Source organism: Sorangium sp. KYC3313, assembly GCF_052075895.1.
Classification (GTDB): Bacteria; Myxococcota_A; Polyangia; order Polyangiales; family Polyangiaceae; genus Sorangium; species Sorangium cellulosum_B.
In genome coordinates this window covers 5,295,303-5,321,343 of record NZ_CP197255.1, presented here as the reverse complement: position 1 = coordinate 5,321,343, position 26,041 = coordinate 5,295,303, and the positions used below count along the sequence as shown (strand labels likewise).

Sequence of the window (26,041 nt, the reverse complement as noted above, 5' to 3'; positions counted from 1 at the left end):
TGGGCCGCAGCCCACGGCGCGCGGAATCCCGGGAAGAATCCGAGGGACGCAGCACTAGCCCGACGCGACATGATTCTGTAGGCTCGCCGCGCCATGCCGCGTACCGCCGAGGATGTCGAAACCTACCTCCTGCAGCTCGATCGCCGGTTCGAGAACGACGCCGGAACCTACCTCGTCTCGGGGGGCCCGGACGCGCCGCCGATCGCGATCCGCATCGACCCGCCGATCGTGGCGGTGCGGGTCACGATCGGCCCTGTCCCCGGGGACGACGCACACCAGACCAGGCTCTTCCGCCGCCTGCTCGAGTACAACGCGACGGATCTGATGCACGCTTCGTACGGGATCGAGGCGGGCACCGTCGTCCTGTCGGCGGCGCTGGAGCTCGAGAACCTCGACATGAACGAGCTCGAGGCGATCCTGAGCGACATTGATCTCGCGCTCGCCCGCCACATCTCCGTGCTGCACGATCTCGCGCTCAGCTGAGCAGACCCGCCGCGCCTTTCGACCCTGCGCACCCCGAGAGTTGGAGCTGATCTATGGGAATTTTCGCGCGCCTTGCGACCCTCATCAAGTCGAACCTGAACGACCTCATCAGCCGCTCGGAGGACCCCGAGAAGATGCTGAACCAGGTCGTCATCGACATGGCAAACCAGCTGATCGAGGCGAAGAAGCAGGTCGCCGTCTCGATCGCCGACGAGAAGCGGCTGGCCAAGCAAGCCGAGCAGGAGGCCGCCCACGCCGCGGAGTGGGAGCGCAGGGCGATGCTCGCGATCAAGGCGGGCGACGACGCGCTGGCCAAGGAGGCGCTGAACCGCAAGAAGGAGCACGACCAGCTCGCCACCTCCTACAAGGACCAGTGGCAGAAGCAGAAGCAGGCCGTCGACCAGCTGAAGACGGCGCTGCGCCTCCTGAACAACAAGATCGAGGAGGCGAAGCGCAAGAAGAACGTGCTCATCGCCCGGAAGAAGCGGGCCGAGGCGCAGAAGGCCATCCAGGAGACGATGAGCGGCCTGAACAACGCCTCCGCCTTCGAGACGTTCGACCGGATGTCGAACAAGATCGACCAGATCGAGGCCGAGGCCGAGGCCGCCGGGGAGATCGCCGAGCAGTACACGGGCGACACGCTGGCGCACAAGTTCGGGCAGCTCGAGGCGACGGCGGGCGCGGACGACGAGCTGCTCGCGCTCAAGCGGAAGATGGGCGTGCTCCCGCCCGAGCCGCCGCCCGCCGCGGCGCCGCCGCCGCAGGTGCGCGTGGCCGGCGCGGGCGGCGCGCCGGCCGCCGCGCCCCAGGCCGAGCAGGACGAGCTCGCGGCGGCGCTCGCGGAGCTCGAGGCCGAAGAACAACGTGAACAAGCCAGGATGAAGCGCTAGAGCACGCCTGCCCATGAGCCAAGCCGCCACGGCGCTCCGCCCGGCAGGACCGAACGCCTCTCCCGCCGCTCCCCTCCCAGTCCACGCCGAAGAGGTCGGCGCCTTCCTCGATCGCGTCGGGGTCAGCTCGTCCGGCGGGCTCTCCGACGCCGAGGCGCAGCAGCGCCTCGCGGAGCACGGCAAGAACCGCCTGCCCGAGACGAAGAAGAAGAGCGCGCTCGTCCGCATCCTCGAGCAGTTCGCGAACCCGCTCGTGCTCACGCTCCTCGCCGCGGCGACGATCGCCGTGGTCGTCGGCTTCACGGCCGACCAGGACGAGAGCTTCCTCCACCGGTTCGGCGACGCGATCGCGATCCTGCTCATCGTGATCCTGAACGCCTTCCTCGGCTACTACCAGGAGCGGCGCGCGGAGGCGGCCCTGGAGGCCCTCCAGAAGCTCAGCGCGCCGAACGCGCGCGTGCGCCGCGGCGGCAAGACCGTGATCATCGCGGCCGAGGACGTCGCGCCCGGCGACATCCTCGAGCTCGAGGCGGGCGACTCGATCCCGGCCGACGCGCGGCTCGTGCAGACGATCAGCTTCGCGACCGAGGAGGCGGCGCTGACGGGCGAGAGCGCGGCCGCGGTCAAGGACGCGCTCGCCCCGGTCGCGCGCGACGCGCCGCTCGGCGACCGCGTCACGATGGTCTTCACGGGCACGAGCGTCGTGCGCGGCAAGGGGCGCGCGGTGGTGACCGCGACCGGCGTGAGCACCGAGCTCGGCCGGATCGGCGAGATGATCCGCTCGGTCGGCGAGCAGAAGACGCCCCTCGAGGAGCGGCTCGATCGCTTCGGCTCGGTGATCCTGCGGGTGTGCCTCGCGCTCTCCGCGGTGCTGCTCGGCTGGGGGTTCATCCGGGGCGGACGGCCGTGGCACGAGCTCCTGCTCGAGGGCGTGAGCCTCGCCGTGGCCGCCATCCCCGAGGGGCTGCCCGCGATCACGACGATCACGCTCGCGCTGGGGATGCAGCGCATGGCGCGGCGCGGGGCGATCGTGCGCAAGCTGCCCGCGGTCGAGACGCTCGGCGCCGCGACGATCATCGCGTCGGACAAGACGGGCACGCTCACCCAGAACGAGATGACGGTGCGCAACGTGTACGCGGGCGGCCGCCGCTACACGGTGACCGGCGAGGGGTACAACCCGGCGGGCGCGCTGCGGGACGAGGGCGGCGCGGAGGTCGTGGAGCACTCGGCGCCCCTCACGTACCTGTTCGCGACGGTCGCGCTCTGCAACAACGCGTCGCTCGACGAGGATCGCGCGACGGGCCGCTGGAACATCGTCGGCGATCCGACCGAGGGGGCGCTGCTGACGCTGGCCGCGAAGGGCAACTACTCGCGCGAGTCGGTGGCGCCTTCGCACGCGTTCGTGCACGAGCTGCCGTTCGACAGCGACCGCAAGCGGATGACGGTGATCACGCGGGACGAGCGCGGCCGCGAGATCGCGCACGTGAAGGGGAGCGTCGACGTGCTCCTGCCGCTCTGCGTGAAGTTCGCCGACGACAAGGGCGTGCGCGCGCTGTCCGAGGACGACCGCGCTGCGATCGTCGCCGAGGCCGATCGCATGAGCGCTGCCGCGCTGCGCGTGCTCGCGATCTGCCGCCGGGTGCGGGTCAGCCGCGACGGGGACGACATCGAGCGCGAGCTCACGTTCCTCGGCCTGGTCGGGATGATGGACCCGCCGCGGCAGGGGGTGAAGGAGGCGGTGGCCGAGTGCCGTCGCGCCGGCATCCGCGCCGTCATGATCACCGGCGACCACCGGCTCACCGCGACGGCGATCGCCAAGGAGATCGGGCTCTGGGACGAGGGCGACGAGGCGCTCAGCGGCGCGGAGCTCGCGGCGATGAGCGACGAGGAGCTCGGGCGGCGGATCATGCACCTGCGCGTCTTCGCCCGGACGACGGCGGAGCAGAAGCTCCGGCTCGTGCGGGCGTTCAAGGCGCACGGCCACATCGTGGCGATGACGGGCGACGGCGTGAACGACGCGCCCGCGCTCCGGGAGGCGCACATCGGCGTGGCGATGGGGCGCGGGGGCACCGACGTGGCGCGGCAGGCGGCGGACCTCGTGCTGGCGGACGACAACTTCGCGACCATCGTCGAGGCGGTGCGCGAGGGGCGCGCCATCTACCGCAACATCCAGAAGTTCATCTTCTTCCTCCTCTCGTCGAACATGGGCCTGCTCGTGGCCGTGTTCGTCGTCTCGTTCTTCGGCAAGTGGCCGCCGCTGACGCCGCTCATGATCCTCTGGATCAACCTCGTCACGAACGGCCTGCCCGCGCTCGCGCTGGGCATCGATCCGCCGGATCCGCAGCTCATGTCGGAGGCGCCGCGGCCGCGCGACGAGGGCCTGCTCATCAAGCGCGACTACCTCGGGATCCTGTACGTCGGCGCGATCATGGGGCTCGCCGCCGTCGCCCTCTACGCGACGTCGGACCAGACCGAGGAGGCGCTGCTGCGCACGCGCGCCGTCGCCTTCTCGCTGCTGGCGCTGTCGCCGCTCTTCCACGCCTGGAGCTGCCGTAGCCCGGTCATCTCGCTCTTCGCGTCGAAGCCGCTCATCAGCCTCCCGCTCCTCCTGGCGGTCGCGGCGAGCGCGGCGATCCACCTGATCGCGCTGCTCGTGCCCGCGCTGCGCCCGGTCTTCCGCACGTACGCGATGTCGTCGAACGAGTGGATGCTCCTGCTCGTCCTCTCGGCGCTCATCGTCCCGGCCGTCGAGATCGCAAAGCTCGTGTACCGCCGGATCCGCCCCGAAGGCGCCGGCCTCACGCCCGCCCCCAAGCCCCACGCATGACCGCCGGGTGAGGGCCTCGGCACCGCCGAGCCCCCTCGCCTGCCACGTCGGACGGCCACCTCGCGGCGTCCAGGGAGCCGCCTCGGGTCGGCGACGCGGACCGATCCGGAAAGAAAGTGCTCGTGGTAAGAACAAGCGGGCGCGGAGAGGCGTCCAAACCCGAGCTTATGAGACGTAAATCACATCACCTCCGTGCGCCGGGGGCTCATGCCTCCGGCTCCCGCCTCGCCGCGCTCGCGCCGGTCGCGCTGGCGGCGCTGACCGCCGCCGCCCCCTCCCCTGCCCTCGCCGCCGGCACGCCGATCGCGGCGCCGCTCGTCGAGTCGAAATGGCTCAAGCTCGACGGGATCCCGAAGGAGTGGCCGGTGGCGTTCACCTCCCTCGGCCTCAAGATCAAGGGCAAGCCCAGCAAGGCCGATCTGGCCGCGCAGGTGGCCATCGCCTACGACGACGCGCGGATCTACGTGGCGGCCGACGTGACCGACGACGCGCTGCGAGGCGGCGCCGATCACGTGAAGGTCGTGATCGGGTTCCCGGGCGGAAAGGTCCAGGCGGTCGCGCTCTACCCGGGACAGCCAGGCAAGACCGCGGGCAGCGTCAAGGTCCCGGGCGGCAAGGCGGTGGCCGGGGCGAGGGTCATCGAGGCCCCCCGGAGCGGCGGGTACACCCTGGAGGCGAGCATCCCCTGGACGGCGTTCCCGGAGGCGGCGACGACCCGGGTCGGGCTGCGGGCGGGGCTCTTCGTCCACGACGACGACGGCGGAGGGGTCGACGCCGTCGTCGGCAGCGCCGCCTCGGAGGCGTACGGGTCGCTGTCGCCGCTCGCGACCGAGCCGGAGCTCGCGCTCACCGACGGCCTCCTCCGGAGCAAGGGCATCCACGGCCGCGCGAGCTACGACCTCGTCGCCGACGTGGCCGGCGACGGGATGCGGGAGCGGGTGCTCGTCCACGAGCGGTTCCTGATCGTCCTCGGCCCCGGGTTCCGGAAGGGCGCGCAGTATTACTTCGAGGACCTCGGGGTCGACGCCAAGGACGGGATGGTGCCGTCGCTCACGGCGCGCGACCTGACGGGCGACGGCCAGGCCGAGCTCATCCTGCGGAAGCGCTCCGGCAGCAGCACGAAGTACCGCGAGGTGATCCACGTGCTCCAGTTCGGCGCCGGCGACACGCCGCGGCCGATCTTCCAGCACGAGATCGCGATCGCGACGGACAAGGGCTCGGTCGTCAACGACGTCGACTTCGTGGCGGACGGCGACAAGATGGCGATCCGCGTGGAGCCGGGCAAGGCGACCCGGTACGACGCGAGCAACTACGCGGAGGGCGTCGAGACGACGTACGACCCGCTGCTGTTGCCGTGGGGGTCGATCAAGTCGCAGCTCTACAAGCTGACCGGCGGGGTGTTCACCAAGGCGAGCGAGCAGCGGCAGGCGGGCGCCGTGGGGCCGCGCCCGGCGCCGGCGAGGGCCGAGGAGGCGCGGGCTGCGCCGAAGCCGGCCGGCCTCTCGCCTGCCGAGATGCTCGACAAGGTGTACGCCCTCTACCGGCGCGACCGGAGCGCCTCGTCGAGCAAGCCGCGGTTCGACCTCGGCGCCGACGTGGCCGGCGGCAAGGAGCCCGAGCGGGTGCTCCTGCACGACCGCGACATCGTGGTGTTCGGCAAGGGGTTCCGGGGCGGCGCGGGGTACGCGTTCATGACGCTCGCGCAGTTCGCGTCTCCGGCCGACATCCGCTCGGTGCGCGCGCTCGATCTCACCGGCGACGGCAAGGCGGAGATCATCGTCCACGGCACCGTCCGTGCGGCGGCGCCCAAGGAGGCGGGCGGCGGGACAGTGGACCGCGACGTCGTGCAGATTTTCCGGGTCGAGGGCGAGAGCATCCAGCGGATCTTCGCGGCCGAGGTGGCGCGCAGCATCGGCGACAAGAAGATCGCCGGCGAGCTCAAGTTCGTGCGCGTGGGCGACAAGATGGGGATCGAGCTCGCCCCGGGGCGGGCCGTCGAGTGGACGGAGCAGACGTACCCCTTCAACCAGGACAAGGCGCCTGTCGGCGGCTTCGAGCCGCTGCTGCTGCCGTGGGGGGGCGCGCAGCCGGCGCGGTACGTCTGGAACGGGTCGACTTTCGCCAAGTAGGCAGCGGCTCCAGGCCGAGACGCTCCGCGCGCAGGGGCTGGGGCACCTGCTGGAGGTGGTCACCCCGGAATGACGCCGCTCGGCGAGGGACGGGCGCACACGCCGAGCCCGCTGTATGCGGGGCGGCGTGCTGCCTCGATTTCGCCGCGATTCGCCTGCTCCGGAAGAAAGCGTGATGAAAGGGTACCTGTCCTCGTAAAGCGATGAGACAAGGACCTTGAGACGCCTCGTGCTCATGTTCTCTTGTCCTGCACCGGAGTTGCCAGTACAGGGCGCTATGGGCTCGACCCGGACCGCGTGGCACGTGCTGCTCGCCGCGCTGCTGCGCCAGCGCCGCCCGCGCCATTTTCAGATCCAAAGCGAGGTGCCCTTGTCGACGGAGCCGCCCCGGGCCGATTACCTCCTGCTGCGCAACGACGCGCCGGGCGAGGTCCGCGAGCCGGCGGGCACGTTGCGGAGGCTCTGGTCGCTCTTGCCCAGGGAGACGATCGTCGAGTTCAAGAGCGTCCGGCGCACCTACCGCAGCCGTGACCTCGACCGGCTCTGGGGCTACCTGTCGCTGCACTACGCGGGCGCTGGGAAGCGGCTCGGACCGCGCCGCGACCTGGCCGGCGTGTTGCTGCTGCCGTCGCGTACGCGCTCGCTCGACGCCGATGTCGCGGCGCTCGGGCTGGTCTGGCTCGACCTCGCCGGCGGCTACTGGCAGCTCCAGGGAGCGGCGTTCGCGCTGTACGTGGTCGAGCTCGCCACGGTGGCCGAGGCCGAGGGCGACGATCTGCTACACTTGCTCGGTCACGGCACGGCGCGGACGGTCGAGGCGCGCCGTTGGCTGGCCGAGCAGGTCGGTGCGGAGGAGATCGCGATGGCGATGCGCGAGCTGGAAGGCTTTGACGAGGTGCTGCGGACGCTGCTGAAGAAGCTGCCGATCGAGACGCTTCTGCCGGCGCTGCCGGTGGACGAGCTGCTGGCGGCGCTGCCGCCCGAGCAGCGGGCCGCGGGGCTGACCCCCGAGCAGCGGGCCGCGGGGCTGACCCCCGAGCAGCGGCTTGCCGGGATGCCGCCCGAGCAGCGGCTCGCCGGGATGCCGCCCGAGCAGCGGCTCGCCGGGATGCCGCCCGAGCAGCGGCTCGCCGGGATGCCGCCCGAGCAGCGGCTCGCCGGCCTTCCGCCCGAGCAACGCGTCGCAGGGCTCACCCCCGAGGAGCGGCTCCTCCTCGTGCCTGACGAGACGTTGCGGCTGCTGCCCGACGACTACCTGCGTTCGCTTCCAGAGGATGTCCGGGCGCAGATCCGCGCCCGGATCGGCCGCCCGCTCTAGCGAGGCGCAGGGGCTCCGTGCGGGAGCCGCTCTCCCCGTCAGTACGGCCCTGCGGGGTTGTGTTCCACGTCGAGGATCTCCCAGCGGTAGTAGCTGAAATTCCCGCTCTCGAGCTTCCACAGGACCTCCCCTCGGCTCGGGATCCGGATGCCCCGGAACGTGCCCCACTCCGAGCACGAAACGGACCAAGGCGTGAGCTTCGCGTCGGCGCCGCCGCCGAGATAGCGCTCCGCTTGCAGCCCAATCATGCGCCCCTGCTGATCGAACGTGAACACCGCCGATGCCACCTTCCCCGCGTGGCGCATCGTCGCCTTCGCGCTCGTCGCGTCGATCGACTCCCACGCGATGTAGGGGCTCAGCGCCGCTGACGGGAACCAGACGATCTCGCCCAGAAAGCGCAGCATGGCGCCCTGGTCGATCTTCTCGTCGGCCGCGTCGACGATGTTGACGAGCGACGCCGCCTTGATGAGCATCTGGCCCTTGCCGGAGGCGTACTTGTCGCGGCCCTCGATCGGGAGAATGCCCATCATCTTCGTCGTGACCTTCCAGACGAACGCTGGTTCGTCGACGGAGAAGTACTGCTCGGCCTCCACGGACATCCAGGCGGCGTCAGGGCTGGTGCGGAGCTCGCCGCGCTGTTTCAGCCGGACCGTCTGAGCCCTTTCCCGGCCGACGACGCCCGAGGCCTCGAGCCACGTGCGCACCGGCGTGGGCAGGCGCTCGATCTCGGAGGGGTCGACGCTGGAAGCGTACGGCTCCGCGGGACGCGCGAGCAGCGCCTGGACCTCCGAATCGACCTCATGGCGGAAGCGTGCGTGTGCGGCTGCGGACACGATAGGCAAGAGGACGAGCACGTTGACGAGGGTCCCGAACTTCGCCTGGGGCCACGCGAGGATGATGAGGCCCTGGGACAGGAGCACGCCGAAGAGCGCCAGCGCCCACCACGCGTCGCGCCGCAGGACGCAGAGCGCTGCCGCCGCGAGCAGCACGAGAAGCGCCACGAGCCAGAGCAGGGCGAAGATCCGAGCGCCCGTGGGAGAGAGGGGCACGAGCGTGTGATCGCTCGGCTGACCGGCGGCAGCGAGCTTCGACCACTCGCGGTATCCGATGAGGTGAATCGCGCCGTGGAGCGCGATCAGGAGGGCCAATCCGAGCCGCATGACGTGTCTCTTTCTCGGAGTCGCCTGCTGCGCCCAGCCGTCGATTGGTCGCCTGCAGCCGACTCCGTCTCTCACGTGCTCTTTTTCATTTGCATTTGCAGCCCGCGTGCCAAACCGGGAGCTACGCCGAGGGCGCGGTCGATTCGCGCGGAACCGAGCGCCGAGAAGCGCAGCCCGGCCGTCGTCCACGCAGATCTTGCGCGCCCCGTCCGCCGTCGCTGCTGCACCTGTTGGGCTCGACTTCGACGAGGTGTTGCGGACGCTGCTGACGAAGCTCCCAATCGAGGCGTCAGCTCTACTGCGGGAAGTCGGCCGGGGAAGCGAACCGCCAAGCCGCCAAGGGCGCCAAGAAAACCGGGGAATAGGGGGAGATGCCGGGACGGCCCCCTTCCCCCTCTCCCCTTGGCGTCCTTGGCGGCTTGGCGGTTTTTCTGCTGATCCGGAGTAACTTCCCGCAGTAGAGTTAGGCGTTCAGCCTGGTGGGATTGAAGAGGACCGCGTCCGCGTGGCCGTCGCCGTTCACGGCTACGTCATCCGGCGGGCTCCGGCAGGCAGCAGACGGTGGTCGGGTACGGCTCGCCGCCGGCTGGCTCGCAGAGCCCCAGCTCGTTGACCTCCCATTCGGCGCGGATGCTGCCGAGGGCCGCACCCTCCACCTCGGGACGCAGGCAGCGATCCGCCCCGCCGGCCGTCACCGGCGTCGTCCCGAGGAGCGCGCCCTCGCTGCACGCGCGATCCGAGTAGGCGCTCACCCGCGCGACGCACTTCCTCGGCGTGCGGCTGGGCACGCAGACGCACGGCTCGCAGCTCTGCTCAAGGTCTCGATCATAGAAGGTGAGCTTGTCCGAGAACCTGGGCCGCTCCCCGGGACCGGCGGGCGGATAGCATTCGTGAGGCCCCTCGTACTGCGAGATCATGCAGTACCGCCACCCGGGGGGCACGTTGGTCTCTTGCTGGTCGACCATGCACACGTCGCCGATCTCCGGACACCGGTTGCTCGTCACGACGCCACTGCACGCGACCGCGATCTTCGCAGGGCTCTTCGGTGGAGAGGGCTCGCCCACGGTGGAGGGCGTGCACGAGCCATCCGGCCCCGGCGCGATCCAGATCGCGCTGAACGCCTCTGCCGGCACGGTCCCCGGAGACGTGCATTCGCCTTGCCAGTTCCACGGCGGATTGAACGGCCTGAGCGTCTCCGCAGGGGTGTTCTCGCACGACGCATCCGAGTGCGCCGCAACGATCTCCGGCATGGAGCAGTACGGAACGCTACAAATGCACTTGGGACAGGGCTCGTCGCCCGGCAGCACCGTCCGGAACCGGAAGGACGTCCTCGAGGCGATTTGCACCGTATCGCGGCTCTGGAGGTCGAGGCCGGTGAGGTCCTCGCACGCCGGCTCGGGGTCGTCAGCGTCTCCGATCCACAGGAGCATCGGCTTGTGAAAGCTGTCCATCGGTTGTATCACGCACTTCCCGGCGCAGACGCCGTTGCTCGTGCCGTCCTCGTTGGTGATGAGGCAGGGATTCCACGGCAAGCCGCACGGCGGCTCCGCGCTGCCGCAGCCGCCCGCGACCAGCGCGCCGCCCAGGCCCCCCAGCGGCAGCGTGATCAACGCGCGCAGGAGCCACCACCTTCTGTTCCACCTCATCACGACCTCACCGCCTTCCCCACGCGCTCCCGAGGAGCCCCTACCCCCTGAACCTTCGGTTGGCTCCTGCCGCGGGCGGTGCGCCCGCCGCTCGCCGGTGTTCTCGACCAGGCCGTCACGGCGCCTCCAGCGCCTTCGGCAGACAGCAGACCGTCTTGGCCCTGCCGTCCATCTTGTCGTCGGGTTTACCGCGCGTCGGCGTGCACGTCCCGGGCTCGTTCGAGAGCCACGTTGCGCTCACGCTGGCCAAGCTGGAGGTCGGCTCAGGAACCAGGCAGATCCCACGCTCGTTCACATCGACGCCGAGGAGGATGTCGCTGCAAGCGGCATCCTCCCAGGCGACCACGAGCGCCTCGCACCGGCTCGTCGCCGGCGCCTCGCAGGTGCACGGCGAGCACGCGGGCGCGGTCACCAGGTTCACATAGAACACCCCCACCCTGTCCGAGAAGATCTTCCGAGGGTCCGCTCCTCCCTCGGGCTGATGGCAGCCCAGATCCCCATCCCCGACGATGCAGTGACGCCAGCCGTCGGGCAGATGGGCCGGCTGCTGCTCGAGCATGCAGAGCTCCCCCTTTCCCGGACACAGCTCGTCCTCCACCACACCGCTGCACCCGACGACGACCTCGGCCACGCCTCCCGCGAGAGGCTGCGGAGGCTCGTCGGCCACGATCGGCGTGCACGGCTCCCAGATCGCCGGGCCGATCGAGAGCGAGCCGAGCTGCTCCGCCGTCACCGTGCCGGGCGACATGCACGATCCGTCCCAGCCTGCCGGCAGAAGGAACGACGTCTGCGTCCCCATGCTGCCGTCGCCGCACGCCTCGATCGACCTCGCCGTCACGGTCTGCGGGAGCGCGCACGCCGGCGCCGTGCACGCGCAGGCGGGGCAGCCGTGCGCCGGCTCCGGCATGGCCCGCGCGAAGAGCGTCCGCGTGGCGTCGGTGAGCGGGATCCGCTCGCCGGTCCCCGGGACGATCCGCACGAGCTCGGCGCACGACGCCGGCGCGAGCACCTCGGGCCCCGTCCAGACGAGCTCCGGCGCGCCGAAGGAGTCCGGCGGCGCGTGGACGCACTGCCCCCAGCAGTACCCGTTGCTGGTGCCGTCGTCGTTCCGGATCTCGCACGCGACCGCCTCCGCGCAGTCGTACGCCCCGGCGCCGCCGCACCCGCTGACCACCGCCACCCCTCCGAAGCAGAGGAGCCAAAGCCCTGCCAGCCCTCTCTGCCGCACGCTCCGCATCAGCACCGCTCCTTCCGGCTCCGGCGCAGCCTCACCAGCTGCCGGAGAAGATCACGCCCCCGCCATGCGCAGCCGCGAACGGCGCCGCGCGCACGGCGCGCTTTCCCGGCTCCGGCGCCCACAGGAGCGACGAGAGCGCGACCGCGCCGGCGACGCCGGCGCCGATGAAGCTCCCCCATGCGGCGGCCTTCAGGGTGTCGCGCGCGTCGATCATCTCGCGCAGCACACCGCACGGCTCGGCGTATGCCTTGGACAAGCACGCCGCCGCCCCGTTGCGCTCGCGGATCTGGGCGGCCTGCGCCTCCGCGTCCCCGTCGCGCACCGCCGCTGCCACGACGAAGCCCGTGCCCAGCGCAATCCCGGCCGACGCGAGCGCGATCCCGCCGACGCGGAACACCGTTCCCGCCGACGGCCCCCCGGGCGTCGCGGCCGGCGCAGGCGCGACCGGCGCCACAATCGACGCAGATGCAACCGGCGGGGGCGCAGCCGGCGGCGGGGGCTTGGGCTCCAGGTGAAGGCCGACCATCGACTCCCTCCCCCGCTCCGCCTCGAACGGATAGACGTCATCGACATACCCCTCGAGCGTGCCACGCGCCTCGTGCCGCCCCGGATCGAGATAGACGAAGTACATCCCCTGTCCACGGCCGATCGACTGGCCGTCGATGAACACCTCGGCCTCGGGCCGGCTCACCGCGACGGTCGCGAACGAGACCTCGCGCTCCGCCTTCTCGAGCCCCGCCCGGAAGCGCCGCTGCGCCGCCGGCTGGAGCGTCTCCGGATACACCAGCGACTCCCGCAGGTGCTCCGCCGCGTCCCGGGGCCGCCCCAGCGCGAGCTCCGAAAGCCCGAGCTCCCCCGCGAACTCCGGCCGCGGATCCGCCTTCCACGCCGCGCGGTACGCCGCCTCCGCGTCCTGCCACCGCCCCGCGCGCCGCGCCTTCTCGCCCCGCGCGAACGCCTCCTCGGCCTCGGAGCGCATCATGGCCGCTCCGGACGGTCCAGCAGAAGGCTCCTCCCCGGCGGCCACCGCCGCGCGACTCCACACGACAGCTGCGGCGACCACCGCGAGAAGCAACCGTCCTGTGGACGCCATCTCCGCGGCATACTACGCGTCGACTCTCTTTTCGGTCAAGCCGCCTTGGTCCGGAGAAAGTGACGGAATCGACTCGACCGTCAGGCAATTCGGGTCGCGCCGCGAGAATGCTCGCCCTGCTGCGCGGCGCGCCGAGCGCTCACGCCACAGGCCTGCCTCGGCTCAGCCCGACATGCCGATTTTCAAATGTCGAACGAGCTCGCCAGGTAACTACGCAGGCATGGGGAAATCATCTCGCAAAACCGACAGCACCGCCAAGGAAGCACCGCTCACCATCGAGGCGATCATGGCCGAGCATCTGGAGACGGTCCGACGCTACGTGGAGCGCCAGGGCTTCCACGGCGCGGATCGGGACGACCTGGTCCAGGAGATCTTCCACGGCGCCTCGCGGTCGCTGCCCCGGTACGATCCCCGCATCGCCACCGTGCGCACCTGGCTCCTGCGGATCGCGTTCAACCTGACTTCCAACGAGCGCAATCGCGCCCATCGCCGGCACGAAGAGCTGTGGCCGGAGGAGGCGCTGGAAGGCCTCTCCAGCCGAGCGCCGGATTCCGAGACACGGCTCATCGAGGCGGAACAGAGCGACATCCTCGCGGATCTGCTCCAGGAGGTCCCCCCGCGGCGCCGCGCGATCCTCGTCGCGCACGACCTCCAGGAGGAGGCGGTCCAGGACATCGCCGAGGAGCTCGCGATGCCGCGCAATACCGTGTGGAACGACCTCCGGCTCGCGCGGCTGAGCCTCGACGCCGCCGCGCGGCGCTGGCAAGCGCGGAGGCGCGGCCGCGGCGCCCTGATTGCGCCGCTCGCCTTCGCGTTCGGCGCGACCGAAGCGCGCGCCTCCTCGGGGCCGCTCCAGGGAGGCCGGCTGCGGCGGCTGCTCGACCGGGCTCGCCGCGCCTTCCGGCGCGCGCCGTCTCACGGCGTGGCCCGCCCCGCGGCGAGCTCGTGGAACACGTCGCTGGCACCCACACATGCCGTCCGCCGATCGACGGCCAGCACCGCGGCCGGCGTCGTGGCGGGCGCGCTCGCCCTGCTGGCCCCCGGCGGGCGCGGCGAGATCCCGCCGCCGAGCGCCCATGCGGTCGCGCTTCGCTCCCCGCAGGCCGCATGGCCCGCTCAGCCGAGCGCCCATGCGGTCGCGCTTCGCTCCCCGCAGGCCGCATGGCCCGCTCAGCGCGACAGCGCCGTCCCCGCGGGCCCGGAGGTGCCCTCGGAGGAGCGGGCCCAAGGCGAGGTGAGCGGCGCCCTCACGACCGCGCGCCGCGACCCGCCGAGGCCGCGATACCCGCCCGGCCCTCGCCGGGGCGAAGGCATCCAGTTGCCCTCGTCCGAGGCCCGGCTGATCCGGCAGGCCTTCGCGGCGCTCGCCGCCGGTCGCCACGACGCCGTGCGGCTCCTGCTCGAGCGACACCGGCGCGACTTCCCGCGAGGCGCTTACGCGAGAGACCGCGAGGAGCTCATGCGACGGCTGCAGGCAAAGCCGCGCCGCAATTGACAGGGAGACAGGGAGACAGGGAGACAGGGAGCAGCAGCCCGCGCCCCGGCGCAGTCGGCCCCGCAGAGCGTCCGATTCGTGCCATTCCGCCCCGATGAGGCCATGAGCCATTGCCATGCCCCCTCGCCGCCTGCCAGCATCAGCGCGTTTCGCTCAACCCAAGGAGGCGCCTGTGGCAGACCCCTATATCGATCCTTTCGAGACGAAGATTTACGGCAAGTTCGCGCGCGAGCAGATGGCCGCGGTCCTGATGGGCAAGGTCGCTGCCCTCGACGGCATGGTCGAGTTCGCGATGGGCAAGCAGCTCCTCGCCGATCAGGCGATGTCCGAGCTCCTCGATCGCCAGCCCAAGCCGGCGCCGGAGCTCGACAGCGCCGAGGTGCTCGACGAGGCGCGCGACGTGATCGTGCGGTTCGGTTCGTACCTCGACTCGCTCAAGGGGAGGCCGGTCGATCCAAGGCTGTTCTTCCGCGGCGAGATGCCGAGCGTCCTCGCGCGCCGGCGGATCACCAAGCTCACCGCCGCCGTCGGGCACATCGCCGACGAGCTCGAGAGGCAGCGCGAGAAGGTCCGGGGCGCGGACGTATGGCTGACCGAGCTCAGGGAGGTGCACGAGAAGCTCGGGATCCTCGAGCGGCAGCAGCGCGCCATGCGCGTCGAGCGCGTCGAGCTCGGCCCCGAGGTGTCGACCGCGCGCGAGGCCTGGCTGGGTGTCTACAACGCGAACAAGAGCCTCGTGCGCGGGCTGCTCGCCCACCTGGGCAAGCCCGAGCTCCTGCCGCTCATCTTCGACGATCTCGCCGAGGTCCACCGCACGACCGGCGTCAGCGACGCCATTCCCCCCGGCCAGCCGGCCGCGCCGTCCGCCCAGCCGGGGGCCTCGCCGGACGCGTGAGCCCGCGGCCCGCTGCAAGGCTTGATGCAAGCCTTGCAGCGGGCGACTCGGTCGCCGAGTTGGCCGTTTCAAGGCTTGAGACGGTCGACTCGGCGGGCCCAGCGGGCCGCTTCAAGGCTTGAGACGGCCGACTCCGCGGCCGAGTGAGCCGTTTCAAGGCTTGAAATCGCCAGCTCGACGACCGAGTCGGGCGTTTCAAGCCTTGAAGCAAGTGACTGCGCGCCAGGGAACGCGATCTCGAGGCAAGCGAAGGCCTCGGCAAGGGCGCGCCGCACCGGCGCATGCGGTCGCAGCGCTCCTCCGCCGCCGTCTCCCCCTCAACCGAGCCCTGCGAGCGCGAGCGCCTCCACGAGGTCGTCGACCAGGCTCTGGTCCGCTGTCAGTCGGCTGACAACGGCCCGGGGATCCCGCCCGGCTGCGGGCAGGATGGCGGCGAGCTCGCAGGCGGCGACGCGGGCGTCGACGAAGCGGCCGAGGCGGACCAGGTCGACGGCGCGGTCGAGCGCGCTCCAGGCTATCAACTTCGATCTGACCGGCGCAGCGCCCGCGTTCTCCGGGATCGCCGCCGTCGACGATGTCCTTGTGTTCGCTCCTGACAGGGAGACGTTCACGGCGAGCTGCCAGGGCAAGATCTCCGCCGCGGGCGTCGACCCGCTCGATCCCGGCGCCACCCCGATCACGTGCCTGCGGGAGGGGGGAGACAGTGAGTCGCTCCGTCGAGCTTCGGGGAGCGCTGCGTGCCAGTCCGGCCGGTCTCGTCAGTAGACTTCCCGGACGGCACGCAGCGTGAGGGCGAGAAGGCGGGTCAGAGTCCGTTGGGGATCACGGTGAGGGTGCCGGATCCCGTGTTGGTCAGGATGAGATCGTCGTACCCATCGGCATCCAGGTCCGCGACGGCGATGGCGTTGGGGCCGGGCGAGGTGCCGGTCGGGACGACCGGGCCCGCGGTGAAGGTCCCGTTGCCGTTGCCGGTCATCGGGCGGACGCCGCCCGAGGACGTGGTGACCAGGATGTAGGCGTCGAGCTTGCCGTCACCGTTGAAATCACTGGCCACGACCCCCAGCGCCGAGTTGGCGATCGCGCTGGACGACGCGGTGGACGCAACGCCGCTCGCGACAGTGCCGTCGCCGTTCCCTCTGAAGAAGAAGAGGTACCGGCCGGCCGCGCCGTTCGAGAGGATGTCGAGCTTGCCGTCGCCGTCGGCGTCACCGAAGGCGATGCCCGCCGTCTGGCCGTTGACGGCGTTGGTGTAGGCGACCGGCGCGGCGAACGAGCCGTTGCCCTGGTTGAGGAGGATCGACAGGCGCGCGGAGCCGGGGCTCGTCACCACGAGATCGGAGGAGCCGTCGCCGTTCAGATCGCGGCAGGCGATGCTCGACTGCACGCCCCCGGTGCTCGCGATGGAGATGAGCGTGGGCGCGCCGAAGCTGCCCCCGCCGGTGCCCATGATCACGCTCACCTGACTCAGGGCCACGCTGGTGGTGGCGATGTCGGCCACCCCGTCGAGATCGAAGTCCGCGGCGCAGAGGTGGACGGAGCCCGGGGTTCCGGTGGTGAAGCTCGTCGGCGCGCCGAAGGTTCCGGGCGCGCTCGGGCCACGGTTTCGGTAGACGCTGATGCTCCCGTTGCTGGTGGGCAGGTTGGTCTGGCCGTCGACGGTGACGGCGTCGAGCCACCCGTCGCCGTCCACGTCCACCGCCACGACCGCGTTGCTGGAGAGCGGGGCGCCCGTGGCGTAGAGCTCCGGCTGGACGGTCGCGTCGCCGTTGCCGTGAAACACGGAGAGCGACCCGGAGGGGGTCGTCGACGACCCGGATTCGGCGTTGGCCACCAGGATGTCGAGCTCACCGTCGTTATTCACATCGGCGACCGCGGGAGCCAGCGGGTTGTGGGGCGCGGAAACGTCGATCGGTGTGCCGGGGACCTGGGCGGAGGGCGGATCCTGGCAGCCACCGTTCGAGCAGATTTGACCCGCCGTGCACGCGCTGTTGCAGGCGTTGCAGTGGGAGGCGTCGCTCTGGAGGTTCACCTCGCAGCCGTCGGACGTGAGCCCGTTGCAGTCCGCGAGGCTGCCTTCGCACACCTCGCAGCGGGTCCCCTCGTAGGTGGGCAAGCACTCACAGGTGTAGCTGTTAAGGCCGTCGACGCAGGTCCCGCCGTTCTGGCACGGGCTTTCGGCGCACTCGTCGATGGCGGTCTCGCAGTTGTCGCCGGTGAAGCCGGGCAAGCACGCGCAGGTGTAGCTGTTGATGCCGTCGATGCAGGTCCCGCCGTTCTGGCATGGGCTCTCGGCGCACTCGTCGATGTTGGTGCAGGTCACGCCGTCGCCGGAGTACCCTGCGTCGCAAGCGCAGGTGAAGGAGCCCGACGCATCGATGCATGTAGCGTTCGCGTCGCAGCTGTCGGTGCCCAGGGCGCACTCGTTCACATCGGTGCATGTGCCGCTCTGGCAGGTGAGGCCGTCGCAGCACGGCACCGTGGGGTCGCATGGCGCGTTCACGGCCAGGCAGCCCTGGCCGCCCGCGTCCTCGTTGTCATCGCCGTCGGCCACGGAGGGGCCGGCGCTGGTGCAGCTCGCGAACAGCAGGCTGGAGAATGCCGGGATCGCCAGACAGCTGAAAAGAGAGCTCTTGCGATAGCTCATGGTTTGTCCTCTGTTTGTTGTTGAAGCCCCGGGGGGGGGGTGCCGCGCGAGCCACCGGATCCCGCGCTGAGCTCGCGCGAAAATCAGCGTACACCACCTCATCGGGCCCGTTTGCCCGGTACCGCGCACATCACGGCATCAAGCACGAGCAGCCCCCCGGGTCCAGGCGCGCTCCGCTGCTCCTGCTACTGCTGCTGCCTGAATGCCTCAGCTGCAGAGCGCGCCCCTCATCGTGCGAAACGACTGCGTACGATCCTCCGTCGATGGAGAGTTTTCAGCTCACGTAGGATGCTCCAACCAGGCGAGCCACGTAAACCCAAAAAGGGCGAAAAGGCGGGTCAGAGTCCGTTGGGGATCACGGTGAGGGTGCCGGATCCCCTGTTGGTCAGGATGAGATCGTCGTATCCATCGGCATCCAGGTCCGCGGCGGCGATGGCGTTGGGCCCGGGCGAGGTGCCGGTCGGGACGACCGGGCCAGCGACGAAGGTCCCGTTGCCGTTGCCGGTCATCGGGCGGACGCCGCCCGATGACGTGGTGACCAGGATGTAGGCGTCGAGCTTGCCATCGCCGTTGAAATCACTGGCCACGACCCCCAGCGCCGAGTTGGCGCTCGTGGTCGGCGCGGCGGTGGACTGAACGCCGCTCGCGAACGTGCCGTCGCCGTTCCCTCTGAAGAAGAAGAGGTACCGGCCGGCCGCGCCGTTCGAGAGGATGTCGAGCTTGCCGTCGCCGTCGGCGTCACCGAAGGCGATGCCCGCCGTCTGGCCATTGACGGCGTTGGTGTAGGCGACCGGCGCGGCGAACGAGCCGTTGCCCTGGTTGAGGAGGATCGACAGGCGTGCGGAGCCGGAGCTCGTCACCACGAGATCGGACGAGCCGTCGCCGTTCAGATCGCGGCAGGCGATGCTCGACTGCACGCCCCCGGTGCCCGCGATGGAGATGAGCGTGGGCGCGCCGAAGCTGCCGCCGCCGGGGGGGGTCCCCTCGTAGGTGGGCAAGCACTCACAGGTGTAGCTGTTAAGGCCGTCGGTGCAGGTCCCGTCGTTCTGGCACGGGTTGGACGCGCACTCGTCGATCTCCGTGCACGTGGCGCCGTCGCCGGAGTAGCCCACGTTGCAGGCGCAGGTGAACGAGCCCGCCGTGTTGGTGCACGTCGCGTTCACGTCGCAGTTGGCCGTAGCGGCGGCGCACTCGTCGACGTCCGTGCACGTCACGCCGTCGCCTGAGTAGCCCGCGTCGCAGGCGCAGGTGAACGAGCCCGCCGTGTTGGTGCACGCGGCGTTCGCGCCGCAGCTGTCGGTGCCCAGGGCGCACTCGTCCCTTCGGAACGAGCCGTCACGTGCGCTCGGAATCGGCCGTCACGTCGGCCCGGAATACGCTAGGGCACAGCTCTCATCTGACGTCATGTAGCGTGCAACCGAATCTGGCCAGCGAAAAGACGTGGTCTGCGGAGCGGCTACCCTTGAGGAGCTCGAGGGAGGGCGAGCGACGATTCGGGGCGCGAGCAGCTTTGCCGACACGCCCTGGCGAGATTCCCTCGCCAATCAGTAGCTCGGCGGCAGCGGGCACGCCCGCGGAGTCGTCGCGGTCGTGCGCTCCGCTGCCAAGAGCGAAAGGTTCTGCTCGATGCCTGGCAAGTGCGGATTGGCGTTGCAAGCGCGACGGTAGCTTGCCTCCGCGCTCTCGAGATTACCGAGCAGCTGTTCGACGGCGCCAAGGCTGGCGTGGGCCTCGGACAGCTCCGGAAAGAAGCCGGTGGCGCGGATGAAGGCTGCTCGCGCTTCGGTCAGCCGTAGCTGCCGGCGCCGTTCGTTGCCGACGTTGTATTCGACGACGCCCAGCACCTCGGATTGGCTGAGTGGACGCGCGTATTCGCGCGCCGAGCCGCCCGGTACCGGAAAACGCTGGCCGTACCACGCGTCCGGCATCGCCTCACCGGCGCGCAGTAGCTCCACGTTGCGCGCGCCGCCCTGCTCCTGCACCCGCACGTAGAAGTGCCCAGGCATCATCACCCCGGACGCCGAACAGCCGAGCGCGTCAGCCAGCGCGAGAAACAAGGTACCAAGGCCAACGCAGCTTCCGCGGCGGCGCTCCAGCACGCCGGGCAGGCACACGAAGGCCAGATTCGTGTCGGCCACCTCGCGCACGAAGCTCCAACGACCGAACAAGAGCTCACTCAACACCGTAGCAGGTGAGCGCTGGGGCGACGAAGCGAGCGCGCTCTCCGCCTCGTCGACGAGACGCGAAAGCTCCGTCAGGCTCCAGGTCACCTGGCCCTCGTCGACAAACGCGGCGTCACGGGCCAGGCCGATCAGGGCGCGGCCGAACGCAAGCTCTCGACGCGGAACGCGTGAGCAGCCGCTGCCCACGAGCAAGAGCAGGAGCGAGCGGCGCTTCATGGCTTCTTCAGCGGCTCCCAGTCTTCCCAGTAGTTGTAGAGATCACGCGCCGTCATCATCCAGATGACCAGCTTCTTCGTGCCGAGCGCCTCGACGCTGCGGCGCAGTAACTTTTGCCGGACGTTGGGGCCGCCGCCGTAGCTCATGACCAAGTCGAGCGGATACGCGATGCCACGCGCGAGGTGCGCCGAGACGCCGGCGTGCTCGGCGTCCGTCAGCTCATAGACGGCGGTGAAACTGTCGCCCAGGAGCACGACCGGGCTATCCGGGTCGTCGTCGTACGGCTTGCCGTCGGCGACGACCCGGTGCGCCACGAGCGTCTCGGGCGCGTATTTTTTCTGCTCAGCTTCCGGCAGTCGCGAATGCAGATCGCCGAAACGGGTGAAGCTGGTTTCGCGCAGGTCGTAAGCGCGCTTCTGCTTGGCGAGCTCGGCGTACCAGGGGTACTTCTTCACGCGGGCGGCCAAGAGGTCTGCGGCCAAGCGCAGCCCACGGTCCGTCCAGTGCGTGTCCTGGCGCTGGAACAGAAACGGCTCCGCTGCGCTCGTGCCCTTTGCCTGCAGGAATGCCGGCAGCAGGTCGACGATCTCCACGCCTTCCTTGCTGAGCCTTTCGATCAGCTTGCGGAAAGCCGGATTGATGACCTGACCCGAGAGCGCCGTGAAAGCGGGGTCCAGCTTCTCCGGATACACCTCGAGCTTCGTCGGGACCGGCACGAACAAGAAGTCGACCCCTTGCTCGTCGAGCAGCTTCTTGAACTCGAGGATCACCGGTAGCGGGTTCTTTCCCTTGCGTTGCTGCTCGAGATCACCACCGCTGACGTATTCGAGGTCGTTGCGGTAGAACAGAAAGCCATCTCGCCCAGCCAGCGCCTTGACCTTCGGCGGCATGCCTTTCAGCCGCTTCTTCAGGGCGTCATGGGTCGGCCTGAGCTTGGCCATCCACGTCGGCCATGAGCCGCCCGCCTGGGCCAGCTCGCGCTGCACCGTCTCGAGCCCCGGCGCGGGATTCGGCGACGGACGTGTCTTGCTCAGCCGAAGCGCCGGCTTCGCGGGCGCAGCGGCCGCGGGCTCCGCGCCTTCGCCACGCACCAGAAAGACGTTGTACGTGGCTTTGCCTTGCGGCTTGCCGCGCAGCACGATGGTCGGCGCCGGAAAGGCGCGCCCGCCCAGCTCTTGCTTGATGTAGGGCTCGGTCTGCGCGTCCGGAAAGCTCGGTCCCACCGGCATGAGATCGGTGTTGAAGGACGGGTACCAGTACGACGAGAGCTGGTTCGCCCAGGCCTTCACCTCGCTCGGCGACAGCACTGGATCCACGTAGTCCTTCTGAATCGCAGCCACAAGCGCGGGAGTGACGACGCCAGGCGCCACTCGGCCATAGAGCTCGGGAAAGCCGTCCCCGTCCTGATCGGCGGAGCCCGCAAAAGGCTTGAACCAAGGCTGAAACTCCACCTTGGCCCACAGCTCCATCGCGCCCGACGCGGCCTGATGAACGAACACCTCGCTCAGGAGCTGGCCGGAGGTGCCGGGCGGCAACTGCAGGCCCCACCGCTCGCTGCGCACGGCTGAGCCAACCTCGGCCAGCGCTTCGGCCCCCGCGACCTTGCGCGCTTGCAAGAACTCCGACAGCGGCGCGAAGGCCAGCGCTTGCCGCTGCTCGACCGGCGAGAGCGGCGTCTTCGCGAGATCGCTCGTCAGGCTTCCCTGGTCGAGCTGCCCCGCGAACGCGTGCGAGGTATCGGGCGTGCCCGCCGCCGACATGGGCGTCTCTGGCTCCGGGTCGGCGATCATGAAGTTGCTGTGATACGCGGCGTAGTCCAGCGCGGCGCGCGTCGGGCGTGCCACCTCACGCACCCAGACCTGCGAGCGCGTTCGCGCATAGCCTTCGTTCAGCGTATGGACGTGAGCGTGTTCGACGCGCGTGCCCGCCCTCGCATCACCCCAGGGAAATTTCGTAGACCCGGCGTGACAAGCGACGATGCCAACCGCCGATGCGGCGGCGAGCAAGCCCCAAACCCCGAGTGCGCGCTTACGCTGCGTCATAGCGACCTCGACGATAGTTCCACATCACTCGAAGCACCCGGAGCCCGTACGTCAGCGGGTTCAGGTGCGAGACCTCGTCCCCGTAGTGCGTGGGCACCGGCGCCTCGCCGACCGAAAGCCCACGTGCCCGCGCCGAGGCGATGACCTCCAGATCGAAATCGAAGCTGTCAGACAAGTCGTGAAACGGCAGCGCCAGCGCGCGCGGCCCATAGAGAAGGTAGCCGCTGTGGTAGTCAGTCATCGAGAGCGACAGCGTCCGGTTCTCGATGCGGTTCAGCAGCGCATTGCCGATGTACTTGTAGAGGGGCATACCCCCCTGCAAGGCCGTGCCCGCAGCGATGCGCGAGCCCTGCAGCAGATCGAGCCCGCGACGCGAAAGCTCCCCGATCAGCCCAGGCAAGGCCTCGGGCGCATACTGACCGTCGGCGTGGATACAGGCGACCAGCTCCGGCGCATCGGCGCGAGCCTTGGCCAGACCGTCTTTCATCGCCGCACCGTAACCGCCGTTGCTGCGCCGCCGGAGCAAGCTGAGGCGAAACGCCGACGAGCTGTAGCGCTCGACCCGACGGGCCGTGTCGTCGCGACTGCCATCGTCGACGACCACCACGTGGGTGGGCCCCGACGAGGCCAGGCCGCCGACGCGCTCCAGCACCGACTCGATGTGCCGGGCAGCGTTGTACGCAGGGATGACGACCGTCACCTTCATGCGGAGCTCGCGAGCTGGGAGAGCGAGGATGCCGCCGCGACGCGAACGCCGTAGCGCTCGACGTAGTCGTGCACGATCGGCGGCAAGGAGGTGGCCAGGCGTCGCTGGGGCTTCCAACCGAGCAGTCGCTGCGCCTTCTGAACGTCGGGGATGCGTTCCTGCGTGTCGTCGTAGCCGGGGCCATAGAACTCGGCGGCCGACACCGCGCGAAACTGGGCAGGCGCGCGCTCGGGCAACCGCTCAGCGAAAGCGTCCGCTAGCAGCCGAGCGAGCTCCGCGATACTGACGTCATTGTCCGGGTTACCGATGTTGAAGATCTGACCTCTACTTTGCTTCGGCCGCTCGAGCACGCGGCACACGGCTTCGACCATGTCGCTCACGTCCATGAACGCCCGCCGTTGCGCGCCGCCGCCCACGAGCGGCAAAGGCTCCCCTCGCAGCAGCGCGCTCATGAAGCAGGCCAGCACGCGGGGTGTCCCCTCCCCGTCGATGCCGGGCAGGAAGTCCATGCGCGCGCCGATGGTGTTGAAGGGCCGAATGATCGTGAACGGCAACGCGCCGTGCTGACCGTGCGCCCAGATCACCCGCTCGAGCAGCTGCTTGGCGCACGAGTACGTCCAGCGCTCGCGCCCCACCGGGCCGAGCAAGAAGCACGAGTCGTCCTCGTGCATGCGCGCGGTCGGCAGCCCCTGCGCGTCCAGCGCGGTGCGCCCGTAAACCTCGGCGGTCGAGAAATGAATCAAGCGCACGGCGCGCTCCGCGCAGCGCTTCACGAGCGGCAACAGGTGCGTGAAGCTGGCGTCGATGACCTCCAGCGGGATGGTCGAGTACTGGGCTGGGTTGCAAAGCGCCGTGAGCGAGATCACGACCTGACAGCGCTCGGTCACGTCCTCGACGAGGCCCGGCGCCTCGACGCGCGCCTCGATGCGCCGTACGCGCGGGTCCCAGCACTCGAGCTTGGTCAAATCCACGTCGACGGCGTCGACCTGGCAGGCAAAGCGTTCAAGCAAAGCCGGCACCAGGTGCGAGCCGATGAAGCCGCCCGCGCCGACCACGGCGATGCGCGTTTCCCTCACGGTGAGCCGCTCCCGGCGGACGGAATGAAGACGTCGGGCCAGCGATCATTGGCCGAGTTGAAGGTGAGGCGCGCGGCCTTCTCGGGCGGCGTTCCCACCTCCCACAGGTAAATCTCGTAGTCGGCGGTGTCGTGGTCGTGACCGCGCTGGGTGATGCCCCAGACCATCCATTTGCCGTCGCGCGACAGCTGCGGGAAGTACTCGTGCGAGCGGCGACCCGGCAAGTCCATGAACTGGAGCTTGTCGAGGTCGACGTCCTTCGGCGGCGCGCCGTCATCGATCGGCATGCGCAGCACCCGGCTATCGCCGTTCCCGGTCGGGTGAACCCAGTAGATGGCCGTCTGATCCGGCGTCCAGTTCACCTGGCAGCCCAGCCCGGTCTGGGTCCAGGCCTTCTTGGCGATGTTCCAGATGCCGGTTTCGCGCTTCGAGCCGCGCAGCGTGATGGCGAGGTACTTGCCGTCACTCGAGAGCTCCGGCTGCTGCAGCAAGGCGCCGTCCAGATCGGATACGCCCTCGCTGTCCATCAACTGCGTCTCTTCGCCGCTGCCGACCTTGCTGCGAAAGACCTTCGTGCCGCGCACGAACAGGATCTCATCCTCCGAAATCCAGCTACCCCAGCTCGCGCTCTCGACGACCTTCTTCGGCTCGGAGCCGTCCGGCTTGACCGTGTAGATGTCCCATTTGTCGCTGGTGTTGGCGTCGCGTTCGCTCACCCAGCCTTGTTTGCTGCGGCAGAACAGGATCTGCTCGCCGCTCGGAGAGAACCTCGGGAACCAGTCGACCTCGTCGCCCTTGGTGATCTGCTTGACGTCCGAGCCGTCGGTCTTCATCGTGAACAGGTCGTGATTGCCCACGCGGGAGCTCGACCAGACGATGGTGCCGCTGGCCTTCTCGCCGACCTCGCGCATCAGCGCGACGTCCTCCGCGGGCGGGGCTTCGTCGGCGCCCTTCGGGGGCTCGCCCGAAAAGGCCGAGCATCCGAGCACAGCCGAGCAGCACAGAGTACCAATTTGCCGCAGTGGGAAACGCAGGCTCATCTAATTTGTCCTTTCTCGAGCTTCACTCGCGCGGGGTGCGAGGGTGGCCGCCTCGACGGCGGGTGAAGGGAAACAGCGACGCAACCCGGCGCGCACGCCGAGCGGCGCGTAGCCGAGGTCGTTCATGGCTTCGGTCGGGTCGAGATCGGCGTCGTTGACGATGCCGGCTATCGCGCTCGAGGTGAGCGGGGGCCGCTTCATGAACACGGGGAGCACGGCCGCCAGCGCCCGGCACGCCCACACCGGCAGGTGCAAGAACGGCCGAGGCCGATCGTGATGAAGCAGCAGCAGCTCCGCGAGTTCGCGCATCGAGATCACCTCCGCGCCGCTGAAGTTGTAGGTCTTGCCGTGCGCGATCGGCGCATTGGCGAGCCGCACGAGGCCGTCGACGACATCCTCGGCCCAAACGGGCCTCTTGAGCGCGCCCCCGGCGCCGATGAACGGCACCACCGGAAACCGCCGCAAGTAGTCGAGGAACATCAGGAGCTCCTGACCGCCGCCCTGCTCGTAAACCAGCGTGGGCCGCACGATCGTGTAGGTGAGCCCTGAGCCCTGGACGAGACGCTCGGCCTCGAGCTTGGACTCGGCATAGCGCGTGCGACGGGGGTAAACGACGGAGGCCGACGAGACGTACACGAAGTGCGGCACCCCCGCTCTTCGCGCCTCCGCAACGAGGTGCGCCGTGCCGTCGCGGTTGACGCGCTGAAACATCGTGGGGTCGTGGGTAATGATGATGGCTGCCAAGTGGTAGACGAGGTCGACGCCGCGACACACGCCGGCCAATGTGTTCGGATCCCTGAGTTCGCCTTCGCGCACGTCGCAGCCCAGCGCATCCATGCGGGCTCGCAACGGATCACCGGGCAGCACGAGCGCTCGCACTTGCCAGCCCGCCTTGCGCAGCCGCGCCGTCAAGCGGGCGCCCATCACGCCGGCGGCGCCGGTAACCAGGGCTGTCGGCATC

At 69.8% G+C, this 26,041-nt stretch carries 20 protein-coding genes and 1 pseudogene; 7 read left to right on the top strand and 14 right to left on the bottom strand.

Features of this window, described 5'->3' with window-relative positions; all coding sequences use genetic code 11:
• Positions 1-93 precede the first annotated feature (93 nt).
• The 5 genes from ACSRUE_RS20935 (at position 94) to ACSRUE_RS20915 (ending at position 7,647) form a co-directional block, all read left to right on the top strand.
• Positions 94-483: a hypothetical protein gene (locus ACSRUE_RS20935; protein ID WP_437765960.1), complete on the top strand. Its 390-nt coding sequence runs from the start codon at positions 94-96 to the stop codon at positions 481-483.
• A gap of 53 nt (positions 484-536) precedes the next feature.
• Positions 537-1,373: a PspA/IM30 family protein gene (locus tag ACSRUE_RS20930; protein WP_441292524.1), complete on the top strand. Its 837-nt coding sequence runs from the start codon at positions 537-539 to the stop codon at positions 1,371-1,373.
• 13 nt (positions 1,374-1,386) lie between these two features.
• Positions 1,387-4,200, top strand: a complete 2,814-nt coding sequence (locus ACSRUE_RS20925; RefSeq protein WP_441292523.1) for a cation-translocating P-type ATPase — start codon at positions 1,387-1,389, stop codon at positions 4,198-4,200.
• Positions 4,201-4,367: 167 nt separating this feature from the next.
• Entirely contained in the window at positions 4,368-6,329 is a 1,962-nt protein-coding gene (locus ACSRUE_RS20920) for a hypothetical protein (protein ID WP_441292522.1), read from the top strand.
• A 277-nt stretch (positions 6,330-6,606) separates the two neighbouring features.
• On the top strand, positions 6,607-7,647 hold the full coding sequence (locus ACSRUE_RS20915; protein ID WP_441292521.1) for a hypothetical protein: 1,041 nt from the start codon (positions 6,607-6,609) through the stop codon (positions 7,645-7,647).
• 38 nt (positions 7,648-7,685) lie between these two features.
• Here the strand turns inward: ACSRUE_RS20915 and ACSRUE_RS20910 are convergent, their stop codons facing one another.
• The 4 genes from ACSRUE_RS20910 to ACSRUE_RS20895 form a co-directional block, all read right to left on the bottom strand.
• Positions 7,686-8,807 carry a DUF6544 family protein gene (locus tag ACSRUE_RS20910; protein WP_441292520.1) on the bottom strand — a complete coding sequence of 374 codons (1,122 nt, stop codon included), beginning with the start codon at positions 8,805-8,807 and terminating at the stop codon, positions 7,686-7,688.
• Positions 8,808-9,337: 530 nt separating this feature from the next.
• Positions 9,338-10,057, bottom strand: a complete 720-nt coding sequence (locus ACSRUE_RS20905) for a hypothetical protein (RefSeq protein WP_437765954.1) — start codon at positions 10,055-10,057, stop codon at positions 9,338-9,340.
• 511 nt (positions 10,058-10,568) lie between these two features.
• Positions 10,569-11,690, bottom strand: a complete 1,122-nt coding sequence (locus ACSRUE_RS20900) for a hypothetical protein (protein WP_441292519.1) — start codon at positions 11,688-11,690, stop codon at positions 10,569-10,571.
• A gap of 31 nt (positions 11,691-11,721) precedes the next feature.
• Complete coding sequence (locus ACSRUE_RS20895; RefSeq protein WP_441292518.1) at positions 11,722-12,672, bottom strand: hypothetical protein; 951 nt, start codon at positions 12,670-12,672, stop codon at positions 11,722-11,724.
• A 397-nt stretch (positions 12,673-13,069) separates the two neighbouring features.
• On the opposite strand from ACSRUE_RS20895, the gene ACSRUE_RS20890 reads away from it, so the two are divergent.
• Together ACSRUE_RS20890 and ACSRUE_RS20885 are read left to right on the top strand one after the other, a co-directional pair.
• Positions 13,070-14,278, top strand: a complete 1,209-nt coding sequence (locus tag ACSRUE_RS20890) for a sigma-70 family RNA polymerase sigma factor (protein WP_441292517.1) — start codon at positions 13,070-13,072, stop codon at positions 14,276-14,278.
• A 172-nt stretch (positions 14,279-14,450) separates the two neighbouring features.
• On the top strand, positions 14,451-15,173 hold the full coding sequence (locus tag ACSRUE_RS20885; RefSeq protein ID WP_441292516.1) for a hypothetical protein: 723 nt from the start codon (positions 14,451-14,453) through the stop codon (positions 15,171-15,173).
• A gap of 317 nt (positions 15,174-15,490) precedes the next feature.
• Here the strand turns inward: ACSRUE_RS20885 and ACSRUE_RS20880 are convergent, their stop codons facing one another.
• The 10 genes and pseudogenes from ACSRUE_RS20880 to ACSRUE_RS20835 form a co-directional block, all read right to left on the bottom strand.
• Entirely contained in the window at positions 15,491-15,844 is a 354-nt protein-coding gene (locus tag ACSRUE_RS20880) for a hypothetical protein (protein ID WP_441292515.1), read from the bottom strand.
• Between the two features lie 134 nt (positions 15,845-15,978).
• A complete protein-coding gene (locus tag ACSRUE_RS20875; RefSeq protein ID WP_441292514.1) occupies positions 15,979-17,817 on the bottom strand; it encodes an FG-GAP-like repeat-containing protein in 1,839 nt (612 codons plus the stop codon).
• A gap of 338 nt (positions 17,818-18,155) precedes the next feature.
• Positions 18,156-19,031, bottom strand: coding sequence for an FG-GAP-like repeat-containing protein (locus ACSRUE_RS20870; RefSeq protein WP_441292513.1), 876 nt, complete (start codon positions 19,029-19,031; stop codon positions 18,156-18,158).
• Positions 19,032-19,037: 6 nt separating this feature from the next.
• Positions 19,038-19,124 (bottom strand): annotated as a pseudogene (locus tag ACSRUE_RS20865) (EGF domain-containing protein); the annotation flags it as partial.
• A 237-nt stretch (positions 19,125-19,361) separates the two neighbouring features.
• On the bottom strand, positions 19,362-20,216 hold the full coding sequence (locus tag ACSRUE_RS20860; protein ID WP_441292512.1) for a transglutaminase family protein: 855 nt from the start codon (positions 20,214-20,216) through the stop codon (positions 19,362-19,364).
• Complete coding sequence (locus ACSRUE_RS20855; RefSeq protein ID WP_441292511.1) at positions 20,213-22,258, bottom strand: alginate O-acetyltransferase AlgX-related protein; 2,046 nt, start codon at positions 22,256-22,258, stop codon at positions 20,213-20,215. The genes ACSRUE_RS20860 and ACSRUE_RS20855 overlap by 4 nt, the downstream gene beginning before the upstream one ends.
• Positions 22,245-22,964 carry a glycosyltransferase family 2 protein gene (locus tag ACSRUE_RS20850; RefSeq protein WP_441292510.1) on the bottom strand — a complete coding sequence of 240 codons (720 nt, stop codon included), beginning with the start codon at positions 22,962-22,964 and terminating at the stop codon, positions 22,245-22,247. The genes ACSRUE_RS20855 and ACSRUE_RS20850 overlap by 14 nt, the downstream gene beginning before the upstream one ends.
• Positions 22,961-24,040: an NAD-dependent epimerase/dehydratase family protein gene (locus ACSRUE_RS20845; protein ID WP_441292509.1), complete on the bottom strand. Its 1,080-nt coding sequence runs from the start codon at positions 24,038-24,040 to the stop codon at positions 22,961-22,963. The genes ACSRUE_RS20850 and ACSRUE_RS20845 overlap by 4 nt, the downstream gene beginning before the upstream one ends.
• Positions 24,037-25,080: a TolB family protein gene (locus ACSRUE_RS20840; RefSeq protein ID WP_441292508.1), complete on the bottom strand. Its 1,044-nt coding sequence runs from the start codon at positions 25,078-25,080 to the stop codon at positions 24,037-24,039. The genes ACSRUE_RS20845 and ACSRUE_RS20840 overlap by 4 nt, the downstream gene beginning before the upstream one ends.
• On the bottom strand, positions 25,081-26,040 hold the full coding sequence (locus tag ACSRUE_RS20835) for an NAD-dependent epimerase/dehydratase family protein (RefSeq protein WP_441292507.1): 960 nt from the start codon (positions 26,038-26,040) through the stop codon (positions 25,081-25,083).
• Between the last annotated feature and the right edge of the window lies 1 nt (position 26,041).